The 12925-nt window shown below is 36.8% G+C and carries 11 protein-coding genes; 3 read left to right on the top strand and 8 right to left on the bottom strand.

Annotation, left to right across the window (positions count from 1 at the left end; all coding sequences use genetic code 11):
• Positions 1 to 5 precede the first annotated feature (5 nt).
• Positions 6 to 1232, top strand: a complete 1227-nt coding sequence (locus tag AC6EIW_RS06200) for an aldo/keto reductase (protein ID WP_498519852.1) — start codon at positions 6 to 8, stop codon at positions 1230 to 1232.
• Here the strand turns inward: AC6EIW_RS06200 and rsmG are convergent.
• Positions 1229 to 1975 (bottom strand): 16S rRNA (guanine(527)-N(7))-methyltransferase RsmG, encoded by a 747-nt coding sequence (gene rsmG, locus AC6EIW_RS06195; RefSeq protein ID WP_498519851.1) that lies wholly within the window; start codon positions 1973 to 1975, stop codon positions 1229 to 1231. The genes AC6EIW_RS06200 and rsmG overlap by 4 nt on opposite strands.
• A 78-nt stretch (positions 1976 to 2053) precedes the next feature.
• On the opposite strand from rsmG, the gene AC6EIW_RS06190 reads away from it, so the two are divergent.
• Entirely contained in the window at positions 2054 to 2494 is a 441-nt protein-coding gene (locus tag AC6EIW_RS06190) for a J domain-containing protein (protein ID WP_498519850.1), read from the top strand.
• A gap of 57 nt (positions 2495 to 2551) precedes the next feature.
• Here AC6EIW_RS06190 and bioA read toward each other — a convergent pair whose 3' ends face one another.
• From bioA to AC6EIW_RS06165, 5 genes are all read right to left on the bottom strand, one after another.
• Positions 2552 to 3850, bottom strand: a complete 1299-nt coding sequence (gene bioA, locus AC6EIW_RS06185) for an adenosylmethionine--8-amino-7-oxononanoate transaminase (protein ID WP_498519849.1) — start codon at positions 3848 to 3850, stop codon at positions 2552 to 2554.
• Positions 3851 to 3927: 77 nt separating this feature from the next.
• Complete coding sequence (gene bioD / locus AC6EIW_RS06180) at positions 3928 to 4578, bottom strand: dethiobiotin synthase (protein WP_498519848.1); 651 nt, start codon at positions 4576 to 4578, stop codon at positions 3928 to 3930.
• The gene (locus AC6EIW_RS06175) at positions 4575 to 5330 is read right to left on the bottom strand and encodes a methyltransferase domain-containing protein (protein WP_498519847.1); all 756 of its coding nucleotides are present in this window, start codon (positions 5328 to 5330) and stop codon (positions 4575 to 4577) included. The genes bioD and AC6EIW_RS06175 overlap by 4 nt, the downstream gene beginning before the upstream one ends.
• Complete coding sequence (locus AC6EIW_RS06170) at positions 5311 to 6039, bottom strand: alpha/beta hydrolase (RefSeq protein ID WP_498519846.1); 729 nt, start codon at positions 6037 to 6039, stop codon at positions 5311 to 5313. The genes AC6EIW_RS06175 and AC6EIW_RS06170 overlap by 20 nt, the downstream gene beginning before the upstream one ends.
• Positions 6036 to 7178, bottom strand: a complete 1143-nt coding sequence (locus AC6EIW_RS06165) for an aminotransferase class I/II-fold pyridoxal phosphate-dependent enzyme (protein WP_498519845.1) — start codon at positions 7176 to 7178, stop codon at positions 6036 to 6038. Before AC6EIW_RS06165 ends, AC6EIW_RS06170 begins: the two co-directional genes overlap by 4 nt.
• Positions 7179 to 7304: 126 nt before the next feature.
• On the opposite strand from AC6EIW_RS06165, the gene AC6EIW_RS06160 reads away from it, so the two are divergent.
• Positions 7305 to 10082 (top strand): DEAD/DEAH box helicase, encoded by a 2778-nt coding sequence (locus AC6EIW_RS06160; RefSeq protein ID WP_498519844.1) that lies wholly within the window; start codon positions 7305 to 7307, stop codon positions 10080 to 10082.
• Between the two features lie 18 nt (positions 10083 to 10100).
• Here the strand turns inward: AC6EIW_RS06160 and AC6EIW_RS06155 are convergent, their stop codons facing one another.
• Positions 10101 to 11495, bottom strand: coding sequence for a class II fumarate hydratase (locus AC6EIW_RS06155; RefSeq protein ID WP_498519843.1), 1395 nt, complete (start codon positions 11493 to 11495; stop codon positions 10101 to 10103).
• Positions 11496 to 11625: 130 nt separating this feature from the next.
• Positions 11626 to 12921: an adenylosuccinate lyase gene (gene purB, locus AC6EIW_RS06150; protein ID WP_498519842.1), complete on the bottom strand. Its 1296-nt coding sequence runs from the start codon at positions 12919 to 12921 to the stop codon at positions 11626 to 11628.
• Positions 12922 to 12925: the final 4 nt, after the last annotated feature.

The raw sequence follows: 12925 nt of genomic DNA, 5'->3' as shown, positions 1-12925 counted from the left end.
TAAAAGTGCCACGAATCAAAGATATTAAAAACAATTCAATACCTAGTAGAAGATTTGGGCGAACAGAGCTTCAAATGCCAGTCTTATCTCTTGGAGGCATGCGCTTTCAACAAAGCTGGAGGGATTTAGATCCCAACGAGATTAATAATCAACAACAAGACATCTTGCAAAAAACTATTAAGCATGCATCTCAAAAAGGTATGCACCACATAGAAACTGCTCGTCATTATGGAACATCTGAACGACAGATAGGTTGGGCTTTCGGTCAAATTGAAGACCCAAAAAGAATTGTGCAGACAAAAATACCACCAAATAATAATCCTTCAATATTTGAGAAAGAACTTGAGTTAAGTATGAGTAGATTAGGTTCTAAGAAAATTGATTTATTAGCTATTCATGGTATCAATCTTCCTGAGCACTTAGACATGACTATTCGTCCAAATGGATGCCTAGAGATTGTTCGTCGTTGGCAAAAAGATGGTCTTGTTGATCATGTTGGCTTCTCAACTCATGCAAATGTTGACCTGATAATTAAAACAATTGAAACAGGGCTTTTTGATTATGTTAACTTGCATTGGTATTTTATTCGCCAGGAAAACGAAAGAGCATTACAAGTGGCGAATGCCAATGATATGGGAGTTTTTATTATCAGCCCTACTGACAAGGGAGGCCATTTACATACACCGTCATTGAAACTTTTAAATTTATGTAGTCCTTTACATCCAATAGAATTTAATGATCTGTTTTGCTTGAGTGATAAAAGAGTTCATACATTAAGTGTTGGAGCCTCAAAGCCTGAAGATCTTGATATTCATTTAAGTGCGATTTCTAAAATGGATACCATGCATGCGGTAATCAATAACATACAAAAGCGCCTAAAAGATGCCTCATGTGATTCTCTTGGAGAGTCATGGTTGACTACTTGGCATATAGGTTTACCTAGTTGGGATCGAACTCCGGGAGAGATTAATATACCGATTTTATTGTGGTTAAATAATTTATTAGAGGCTTGGGATATGGAAAGCTTTGCTAAAGATCGTTATGGTCTTCTAGGAAGAGGAGGACATTGGTTCCCAGGCTCAAATGCAGATTGCTTGGATTGTGAAGTGAGCGAGGATGACTTACGAAAAGTTTTGATTAATAGTCCATGGAGCTCTGAAATACCTTTTGTACTTAGAAAATTGAGAGATAGATTGGGGGGAGAAAGAAGAGATAGATTATGGGGAATTTAGTAACCTAAAGGCTGTTTTGTTGGTTTTCCAATTGATCTCGGATATTGATTGGGACATTTATTAATAGAACTAACTCTGATAATATTCCTAATACCGCGATTGTTAGGGAGAACGAATTTATGTGTTTGATGAATCTCTGCATGTAGTTCAGTTAGGGCTTTTTTTAGCATAAGTTGCTCTGTTGCACTCCAACCTCCTCTGAATATGAGCGCCTGCCCTGTTGAATTTAAAAAAGGCACGAGATATTCTGCTACTACATTTGCAGAAGCAACTGCTCTAGCAATTGCATAGTCAAAATTACTTCGAAGGAATGGATCTCTTCCTGCTACCTCAGCCCGCTCAGTTACAACTGTGATCCGAGAATTCAATCCAATTTCTTTAGATACTTCTTTTAAAAAAGTCGTTTTTTTACTGGAAGAATCTAAAAGAGTAATATTTGAATTTGGCATTGCAATAGCTATAGCTAATCCAGGAAATCCACAACCTGAACCAATATCAACATATTTATGAGAGAGCTCTGGGTATTGCAGCTCTTCATGAAGTGGCAACAAGCTATCACATACTTGTGCAGTCCAGAAATCATCTCCATCGACTAAACGAGTAAGGTTGGTCTTCTTATTCCATTCTTTAAGTAACTCCTGCAAATGGATAAATTGAGATAATTGTTTTTCACTTGGAACCCATTTAAGCTTATTCCATATCACAAGATGATTTGCTTTTTTGTTGTTTTTATCAATCGACATTTTGAATCGTTTTTTGAAATAGTCAGTCTTGAGATATTTAGATAAAATCTATACATTATTAGATCATATTTTCTTTAGTTGACTCCTTCTCCTAATTGTTACGAACTGCTTGGTGTCTCTTCCTCTGCTAACAACGCAGAGCTCAGAAAAGCTTTCCGTCAATTAAGTAAGCGTCTTCACCCGGATACGACATCTTTGCCACGAGATGAAGCGACACGGCAATTTCAAAATGTTTGCGAGGCTTATGATTTATTAAGTGACCCTGTCCTAAGGGCAAATTATGATTTATTTATAGAGCAAGAGAATAATCTTATAAGTCAGAAAAAAGAATCTTATTTGAGAAATACACAACCCGTACAATTTTCTAAATCGATAGGGGTAAGGCGACCGTTATCAGGTGGAGAATTGTTTTCACTACTTCTATTAATTACATCTATTTTCGTGAGCCTGGCTTTAGGTGTATTTATTGCTTTTTCAAAAGGTGGAAACTTAAATTTTATTCCAAGTTGGTTAATGTGATATTCAATTTTTAGTAATAATTTTATAGCTAAGTGCTTTGAATCCTTATGAAAAATCTTAGGGTAGAGAATTTAAGCCCTCTTGGATTCCAAAATAGCATTTCTCTAGCTCTTCATCTGTAATACATAGTGGTGGCATTAGATAAACTACATCTCCCAATGGCCTGATGAACACGCCAGTCTTCAATGCACTTGCTTTGATGATTTTCCCAACTGAACTTAAATACCCTTTTTTACCTTTTACTTTAATATTAAAAGCCGCAATGGTCCCTGTGATTCTTGGACATTCAACCCTAGGATCATTAACTAGTTTTTTTAGATGTGGTAAGTGACGTGACTCAAAATCTAAATATTTTTTGGGGGATTTTTCTAAAAGATCCAAGCTGGCATTGGCCGCTGCGCAGCCTAATGGGTTGGCTGTGAAACTATGACCGTGCCAGAAAGTTTTCTTGGGATCTTCCCCAAGAAATCCTTCTGAAATCATTTTACTGGACATTGTTACACCCATTGGAAGGAATCCACCGGTTAATCCCTTTGAGAGCGATATAAGGTCTGGCTTTAATCCTGCTCTTTGAAAAGCAAATAGTTCTCCACACCTTCCAAAGCCAGTTAATACTTCATCGGCAATAAGTAAAGAATTAGCCTGGCGAATTTTTTTTTCAACTTCTACTAAAAATTCTGCACGAACCATTCGCATTCCTCCAGCACCTTGGACTAATGGCTCAAGAATTACCGCGATAGTTGGTGTCTTCAAGAGATGATCAAGAGTCGCTAAAGCTTCCTTTTCTCTTCTTTCAAAATCTGTATCGCCCCACCATGTCTCAGGCCAAGGGACTCTGCTCACGGGAAATAGCATTTGATCAAAAGGCTCGCTAAATATATTTCGTTCGCCTACTGCCATTGCTCCAAATGTATCTCCATGGTAGGCACCTTCGAATGCAATGATTTGCGATCTATTATCACCTTTGTTTTTCCACCATTGTCGAGCCATTTTTAAAGCTACTTCTACTGCAGTAGATCCATTATCTGAAAAGAATAACTTTTCTAGACCTGTTAGTTTACTTAGTCGATTAGCTAATAGCTCAGCTTGAGGATGAGTAAAATCTGCAAAGATAATTTGTTCTAATTGCTGTGCTTGAGTTGCGATGGCTTTAGCAATATATTCATTCGCATGACCATGCAGAGTTACCCACCAGCTACTTATGGCATCGATTATTGGAGCTTTGTCTTTAGGAAGTAAAAGGGCACCTTTAGCTTCCTCAACTAATAACTGAGGCTTAGAGGATGTCAGTTGTGTGAATGGCGGCCATATATGAGGATTCTGAAAAGTTTGATTTGAATTTTCTTTCTCATTCATCAAATGTAGTTTTCCCTCTTGTTACATTTAACTTGATTGAAGTCAAAATAATCTCTTGATTAAAGAAAAATAAAAATTTAATTTCTAATGTATTTGTTAAGCTTTTGATCTAATTTCTGGTTATTCCATTCTTGTGAAAGTACTTTTGCGTTGACTTCGTCAAAAACAGGAAGACTTGCAAGAATTTGTGTATCTCCAAATTGCTCAAGAGTCTTCGGATTGTCTTTGTGTGGAGGGCCGTTTAAGACTATTCCTAATATATCTACATTTCTATGTTTCAAGGCTTCTAGACTTAATAAGGTGTGATTGAGAGTGCCAAGACCGGTCCTGGCTACAAGAATTATTGGTGCCCCCCAAACCTTTAATTGATCTATTTGTAGCCAATCTCGATTTAAGGGAACCATTAAACCACCTGCAGTTTCGATAATTATTAATTCATCTAAGTCTGGTAATTTTAAATTACTTGGTTCAATAAAGCTAGACTCTTGCTCGGCAGCCCAATGAGGAGAGACAGGAGCCTTGAATTTATATCTTTCAGAAAGATAGCGGTTAGGTTCAAGGTTTAAAAGATTGCGAACTGTTATGGTATCTGTACCTTCTTCTGTTCCACTTTGAATGGGTTTCCAGTAAATACCTTTGAGACCTTGGACGAAAAAACTACTAACGATCGTTTTACCTACATCTGTATCTGTACCACAAATAATAATTCTTTTTGAGAAAGTACTCATCGTTTTATTAATAAAAAATGAATTGACCAACTAAGGCTTAGTTGTCTATCGTCGTTGGCAATTGGCCAAAAAGATAATAGATGTCGCCAATCTGAAACACTTAATTGTTCCTTTTGACTACTTTGTGCTCCGACCTTGATCATCGGTTTTAATAAAGAAGTCGCGGTATTCGCTGTTTGCGTAATAACCTCAATTTTATTATATAAAATACTTTTTTTCGGAACGACTCTGAGTAGTGAGTCGTATGATGGTAAATCAAGAGCCGTGCATGTTAAATTTGCCTTTTCTGCAGCTTCATACCATTCTGGAAAACTTCCCTTGATTGGAATTGCTAGGGCAATCCATCCATCCTGGCTTAGAGCACTCAACCATTCCTTCAGTTTCTTTTGTGGATTCTCAAGCCAATGTAAAACAAAACTTGAAGCTAATAAATTTGGTTTTCTGGGCCACTTAGGTAACCCATTATTTAAATCCCAAAGTTGTTTAACACTCTTTTCTGAATGTTGGTCAATCATCTTTTTAGAATTGTCCAATCTCACTACATATTGGTTTGGATGTAGATCTTCTAATGACTTAGCGAGTAGTCCAGTGCCAGAGCCAAGGTCAACCCATAGACCATGTTTAATTGAATAATTGGAACATATTTTTGCTAGTTTTAAAGCAGTACTTTTTTGAATTGATGCTGATTCGTTATAACTTAATGCAGCTTCGTTAAAGTTTTTATTAACTTGGCTAAACCATGTTTTTTGCATGATCAAATTCTAACCACTGTTTGACTTTTTTGATATTTTTTATTTTTGTTATGGAATGCCCCTCGTCTTTAAGGTTGATTGTTTTGGGTGCATTCAGCAAGTGGCTTTTTAAATCTTCTACTAGCTTTTCTTTCGTTTGATTAGTCAAAATATAGTCTTGCTCACTGTTAATAATAAGTACTTTGGAAGAATTATTTAAGCCATTTGGTAGAGAATCAGAATTCATAAGAAGTTTTAAATCATTTTTTAGTCTCAACCTTCCAGAATGGGATATGTGAAGGAGATTTGATTCGGATGATTCAAGATCAATGTAATTAGGTTTATAAGCTTTTATCTGAAACTTTCTTAACATAGCTTCTTCATTAGGGGAATCAATTGCATTCATCATCCTATTGAGGGCCAGTTTTATAGGGCGATTCTCTTTGCTAGTTGGAATAAAACGACTAAAACTATTGATCAATACAACATGAGTAGCCGAGTTTAAAACGTCTTTATCTATCAAATGTGAACCAAGAGAGTGACATATAGCAACTCTTTTAAGTTCGACATGATTAGAGGTGTGATTCCATTTTGATGTATGAGGACTTATATCTCTATATCCGCGTTCAGAGGTTTGCCATTCCCAATCACAACTTTTAAATATCTTTTCCCAATTTGACCATTGATGACTATCACCAGCCCAGCCATGCATAGCAATTATTTCATTCATTTGTTTTTAAGAACTTCGACCAGTCTTTCGAAGGCCTGAACGGGAGTATTTCGCCTAATAACTAATCTGATTCTGGATTGCCCTTCTGGGACAGTTGGTGGACGGATCGCAACAGCTAGAAGGCCGTGTGCCTCAAGACTCTTCTGATAATCCATTGCTAATTCGTCTGAGCCAAGGATTATAGATATTATTGGACCTTCCCCAGCAGGCCGTTGCCATCCAATTTGAGATAATCTGTCCCGTAAAGCTATTGATTTTTTTCTCAGCTTGCTGCCCCAACTAGGATTACTTTCAATTAATTTTAATGCGGCTAAAGCACTTCCACAAAGTGGAGGAGCCAAAGCGGTTGTATAGCGAAATGCCCCACAGTTCTGTATTAAATTTTCTCCTGTTATTTTGTCTGTTGCTAAAAATGCGCCTCCACTTCCAAAAGCTTTACCGAAGGTCCCACTTATAATTGAGATTGATTCTTTGAGTCCAAAAGATTCTCCTTTTCCCTCGGGGCCCATAATCCCAAATGCATGAGCTTCGTCTATAAGTAACTTTGAATCATACTTAATGCATAGCTTTGAAATTTGTTTTATGGGGGCTGTTGTACCCTCCATACTAAAAAGACTTTCTGTAATTACTAAAGGTTTTTTTTGAGGATTTCTTTGTCTAGATTCTTTTAAAAGTCTTTCTAGTTCAGATAAATTATTGTGTTTGAATCTAATGAGCTTGGCTCCACTCGCTTTGACACCAACGAGCAGAGAATGATGTATCAGACGATCGCAAATCACAGGAGTGTGACGATCAGCAAGTGCTAAGACCGCAGCTAGATTTGCTTGAAAACCACTCGGGTAAAGCAAGACAATCTCACGATCAAGCCATTCGGCTAGTTTTGTTTCAAGTTTTTGATGAATATTTCTACTACCAGTGATAAATCTTGATCCCCCTGAGCCGACTCCATCAGTTTCTAAGGTTTGTCTAGCGGCCTCAATTAATAATGGGTGTCTTGAAAGATCTAGATAATCATTACTTGCTAGGTCAATTAAGGTGATTTGATTTTTATTTTCATCTACACCAATCAACTCTGATGATCTTTGCCCTGGGATCCAAGTCCTGAGTTTACGAATTCTAGAATTAGAGATTTCAGGCATATTTTTCTGTTTTAAGTGGTTAGAGATTTGGGAACTGGATTAAGATTATTTCTTTGGTTTCTTGATTTTATTATGTATCCACGTCAAAAATCATGTGGGCATAGAATATTCCTCTAGGATTTAATAATGACTTCATCAGAAAGAGATACGTCTGAGAACGAAATCCACCAAAACAATTTAAATCCAAAGGAAATCTTTCCTTTTGCGTTGGATGAGTTTCAACTTAAAGCAATTGATTCACTCAATCAAGGGCATTCAGTAGTTGTCAGTGCACCCACAGGATCAGGAAAGACATTAATAGGAGAGTATGCAATTTATAGAGCTATTTCTCATGGAAATAAGGTGTTTTACACGACTCCCTTAAAAGCTTTATCTAATCAAAAACTAAGAGACTTTCGGAATCAATTTGGTTCAGGCAATGTGGGCCTTTTGACAGGTGATTTAAGCCTGAATAGAGAGGCTTCCATCCTTGTGATGACTACTGAAATTTTTAGAAATATGCTTTATGCAGCAGCAGACAGAAATGATGATCCTCTAATGGATATAGAAACTGTTGTCCTTGATGAATGTCATTACATGAATGATGCTCACAGAGGGACTGTATGGGAGGAATCAATTATTCATTGTCCTAAATCCGTTCAATTTGTTGGTCTATCGGCAACAGTCGCAAATGCTGGCCAATTAACCGATTGGATTGAGCAAGTACATGGACCCACAGATTTAATATCCAGTGATTTAAGGCCAGTTCCTCTGGAATTCAATTTTTGCAGCGCTAAAGGACTTCACCCATTACTGAACGATAAAGGAACTGGATTACATCCAAATTGTAAGATTTGGCGTCCAACAAAAACACATAAGAAGAGAGGACGCTTATCCAAGCCTATTCAGCCTGAATCTCCTTCACTTGGCTTTGTGATATCGAAGTTGGCTGAGAGAAATATGTTACCCGCTATTTATTTCATTTTTAGTCGTCGTGGTTGTGATAAAGCTGTGAAAACAATTGCCAGTACCTGTCTAGTTAGTCAAGAAGAAAGGAATTCAATTAAAGATCGATTTGAAAAATATTCAATTTTAAATTCAGAAGGGCTCAGAGATGATCTACATATCAGAGCTTTATTTAATGGAATCGCCTCTCATCATGCGGGAGTTCTTCCTGCATGGAAGGAATTGATTGAGGAATTATTTCAAGAAGGATTGATTAAGGTTGTTTTTGCAACTGAAACATTAGCTGCAGGAATCAATATGCCTGCAAGAAGTACAATTATATCTACTTTATCGAAGAGATCAGATAATGGACATCGTCAATTGATGGGGAGTGAGTTTTTGCAAATGGCTGGTCGAGCAGGAAGAAGAGGTCTTGATTCAAGAGGTTATGTCGTTACTGTACAAACTCGATTTGAAGGTGTAAGAGAAGCTGGGCATTTGGCAACCAGTCCAGCGGACCCCCTGATTAGTCAATTCACGCCCAGCTATGGCATGGTTCTGAATTTATTACAGCGTTATGACTTAGAAAAATCAAAAGAATTGATAGAAAGAAGCTTTAGTAGATACTTAGCTAGCTTAGATTTGGTTGAAGAGGAAGAAGAACTTTCTAGATTAAAAGAGGACTTAAAAGAATATAAAACCTTTTCAGAAGATATACCATGGTCAGCTTTTGAAAGATATGAAAAAATAAAAAGTCATTTGAAGGAAGAAAGAAGACTATTAAAAATTCTCCAAAAACAATCAGCCGAGACTTTATCTAATGAATTAATCTTAGCATTAGAATTTGCAAATAATGGGACTTTGATAAGTCTAAAAACTTCGCATTTAAAAGGTAAAGTTGTACCTGCTGTAATTATTGAAAAGTTACAAAAAGGAGATAGACCATCTCAATTGCTCTGCTTAACAGATGAAAATATTTGGATACTAATCCCTTGTAAGGACGTCGTTAGTCTTCATGCTGACCTTGCATGCTTAGACGTATCAGAAATTATAACTCCTGAAATTAGCAGACTGGGTGAAATACTTCATGGTGATAAGACAAGTAATGAGATAGCACTAATGATATCAAATTTGGCTAAGAAAAATAATATGAGAATTGCGCAATATGATCTTGCTAGTGAAGTTTTGTCTCAAGCTCAATTTGTTAGCTCTCTAGAAGATGAATTGTTGATTCAGCCAGCCCATCGATGGGGAGATAAGAAAAAATTAAAGAAGCATAGGCGTAAAATGAATGAATTAGAGATTGAAATTCATGAACGTGAGCGGATACTTTATGACAGGTCGAATCGTCACTGGGAAACTTTTTTATCACTGATTAAAGTATTAAAACACTTCGGATGCTTGGATGATTTAAGTCCCACTGAAATAGGTAGAGGCATTGGATCCTTAAGAGGTGAAAATGAATTGTGGTTAGGTTTGGTCTTGATGAGCGGACATCTTGACGAATTGACTCCGATTGAATTAGCCGGAGTGATTCAGTCAATTGTGACAGAAGTTAACCGTCCTGATTTATGGACTGGATTTATTCCAAGTGCAGTTGCAGACGAAGCTTTTAATGATTTATCAAATATACGAAGAGAATTATTTAGAGTACAAGAACGTTTTGGTATTGAAGTTCCAATTCTATGGAGTTCAGAATTAATGGGTTTAGTAGAAGCCTGGGCAAGAGGAAGTACCTGGACGGATTTAATTTCAAATACTTCTTTAGATGAGGGAGATGTTGTAAGAATTCTAAGAAGAACAAATGATTTGCTTTCACAGATTCCCTATTGCGAGGCTGTGAGTAGGCAACTTAGGAATAATGCTAGAGCAGCTATAAAACTAATGGATAGATTTCCAGTTTGTGAGGCTGATGATATTAATCAATCAAAAGAAAAAAATCATGAGGTTATTAACCCGGCAACTGAAAGAAAAAATTGAGAGTAGAAATTTATTTTTTCAATCATACCCAACCATAAATTTTGGATTAATGAGATTATCAAATTCTTCTGGATCAATGTAGTTTAGTTGACTTGAGGCTTCTCTTAGGCTGAGATTCTTTTCATGTGCTAATTTGGCAATTTGACTTGCTTTTTCGTATCCAATTGATGGAGTTAATGCAGTGACAAGCATTAAAGAATTATCTAGATATTGCTTGATTTTTGGTTCATTTGCTTGAAGACCCTCAATCATATTTTCTCTGCAACTTTTACATGCGGTTTTAATAAGATTAATACTTTTTAAAATGTTGTATCCAATTAATGGTTTATAGACGTTCATTTGTAGATGTCCACCACTTCCTGCTATGGATACTGAGACATCCATACCAATTATTTGTGTACATACCATCGCCATAGCTTCGCATTGAGTAGGATTAATTTTTCCTGGCATTATTGAGCTGCCAGGCTCATTGGCGGGTAGCTGTAGCTCTGATAATCCAGCTCTTGGTCCACAAGATAAAAATCGAAGATCATTAACGATTTTGAGAAAAGTTACGGCTAATAATTTTAGTTGGGACATTATATTTACAAGACCATCATGACTAGCCATGATGGCAAATTTATTGGCTGCGGTTTCAAAGGGTAAATTTGTTTTTCTAGAGATATCAAGAGCAATGAGGTTATCGAAATTCTCTGGAGCATTTATTCCTGTTCCAATAGCGGTTCCTCCCAGTGGAAGTGAATAAAGTTCCTCGAGATTGATTTCTATGCGTCCTAGTGCAGTCTCTAACTGACTTGACCAGGCGGAAACTTCTTGTCCAAGAGTCAGGGGTACTGCATCTTGAAGATGAGTACGTCCTATTTTTATAAGATCCTTCCATTCATGACTTTTTTGATGAAACAAATCAATGAGCTTTTTTAATTCGGGTATTAAGGTCTTTTTTAAATTAAGTATTGTGGCTATCTGTATAGCTGCTGGGAAAACGTCATTAGTAGATTGAGAGCGATTGACATGATCATTAGGATGAAGTGGATCATGACTACCTAAAGGCTTATTTAAACGTTTTGAAGCTATGTTGCTAATCACCTCATTTACGTTCATATTCGTTTGGGTACCACTTCCTGTTTGCCATATTTTCAAAGGAAATTGATCATTGTATTTACCTTCAATAATTTCCAAACTTGCTTCAGTGATCAATTGTGCGATTTCTGTATCAATCAGACCTAAATGATTGTTTACACGAGCAGCAGAGGCTTTTATTTGTGCAATTGCATGAATGATTTCAAGAGGTACGATTTCATCGCCAATAGCAAAATTTAATATTGATCTTTGAGTTTGAGCTCCCCATAGCGCATTTTCTGGAACAGAAATCGAACCTAGACTATCTTTCTCAAGTCGTTTCATATTAGACATTGCTGTTGGTTTGAAAATTTAAATTCCCTGGGAATAAAGACTATAGCTATTGATTTTAGTTGAATCTATAGCTATGGTTGTTCTTTAGTCTACTAACAAATATTAATTGATTTAGATTTAGCATTTACATTTATATCCCAAGTCTATCCCAAATAACCTTCAAATTCGATTGATGTAATTCAGTTGAGAAGCATTCAGACAGTTTAGTTAGAGAGAGAACATTCATTACCTCAGGATCATTCTCAAGGTTATTTTTAAAATTACCTTCAGGTTGATTCCATGCAGAATGAGCATGTTTTTGTACTAATCGATAAGAATCTTCGCGACTCATTCCATTCTCAACTAATGCCAAAAGAACTCTTTGACTAAAAACTACTCCTCCATAAATGTTTAAATTATTCAGCATATTATTCGGGTAAATGCCAAGTCCTTTAATAATCGCTGTCATTTCAGTGATCATAAAATGAAGTGTAATAGACGTGTCTGGCAACATTAATCTTTCATTGGAACTGTGGCTAATGTCCCTTTCATGCCATAGAGCTACATTTTCGAGAGCTGCAACTACATAACTTCTTAAAACTCTTGAAAGACCGCTGACTCTCTCACTCCTTATGGGATTTCTTTTGTGAGGCATAGCAGAGCTTCCTTTTTGACCCTTGGCAAAGTTTTCCTCTACCTCAAGTACATCTGTTCTTTGAAGGTTTCTAATTTCTGTAGAAAAACGATCTAATGATGATCCAATCAAAGCAAGAGTTTGTACATAATTAGCATGTCTATCCCTTGAGATCACTTGAGTACTAGCTGTATCACACTGAAGTCCTAAAAGTTCGCAAGTAATTTTTTCTATTTCGGGATCGGTGTTCGCATAAGTTCCCATGGCACCACTGATTTGACCAACGGAGATATCGTCCTCGAGACTGTTAAGCCTTTCTTTGTTTCTTAGAGTTTCTGCTAGCCATCCTGCAAGCTTGAATCCAAAAGTAATAGGTTCTCCATGAATTGCATGAGAACGGCCAATCATTACGGTACTCTTGTGTTCTCTTGCTAAATCTCTAATAGCGTCCTCAAGCAATAAAAGCTCTTTTTTTAAAAGTTTTACTGATGACTTCAATTGAAGTGCTAGTCCTGTATCGAGGACATCGCTACTTGTCATCCCAACATGTATATATCGACCTGCATCCCCAACATATTCATTCACATTTGTTAGAAAAGCAATGACGTCATGTCGAACTTCGGCTTCTATTTCGAGGATGCGCTCAGGTGTGAAATTTGCCTTTGATCGAATGGATTGCATTGCATTCAATGGGATTTTCCCTAGTTTGCAATTAGCCTCACATGCGGCTATTTCAACATCAAGCCAAGTTTGGTATTTGGCTTGTTCAGACCAAATATTTCCCATCTCTGGGTTTGTGTAACGCTCAATCAAAGTG

This window comes from Prochlorococcus sp. MIT2308 (assembly GCF_059772345.1).
Note: the sequence above shows the minus strand (reverse complement) of the source record. Positions and strands in the feature narration are given on the sequence as shown.

Bases quoted from the DNA above. Each gene is read 5' to 3' on its own strand.
- rsmG (WP_498519851.1), bottom strand. From the start codon at position 1,975: ATGTCGATTGATAAAAACAACAAAAAAGCAAATCATCTTGTGATATGG.
- bioA (WP_498519849.1), bottom strand. From the start codon at position 3,850: ATGAATGAGAAAGAAAATTCAAATCAAACTTTTCAGAATCCTCATATA.
- bioD (WP_498519848.1), bottom strand. From the start codon at position 4,578: ATGAGTACTTTCTCAAAAAGAATTATTATTTGTGGTACAGATACAGAT.
- AC6EIW_RS06175 (WP_498519847.1), bottom strand. From the start codon at position 5,330: ATGCAAAAAACATGGTTTAGCCAAGTTAATAAAAACTTTAACGAAGCT.
- AC6EIW_RS06170 (WP_498519846.1), bottom strand. From the start codon at position 6,039: ATGAATGAAATAATTGCTATGCATGGCTGGGCTGGTGATAGTCATCAA.
- AC6EIW_RS06165 (WP_498519845.1), bottom strand. From the start codon at position 7,178: ATGCCTGAAATCTCTAATTCTAGAATTCGTAAACTCAGGACTTGGATC.
- AC6EIW_RS06160 (WP_498519844.1), top strand. From the start codon at position 7,305: ATGACTTCATCAGAAAGAGATACGTCTGAGAACGAAATCCACCAAAAC.
- AC6EIW_RS06155 (WP_498519843.1), bottom strand. From the start codon at position 11,495: ATGTCTAATATGAAACGACTTGAGAAAGATAGTCTAGGTTCGATTTCT.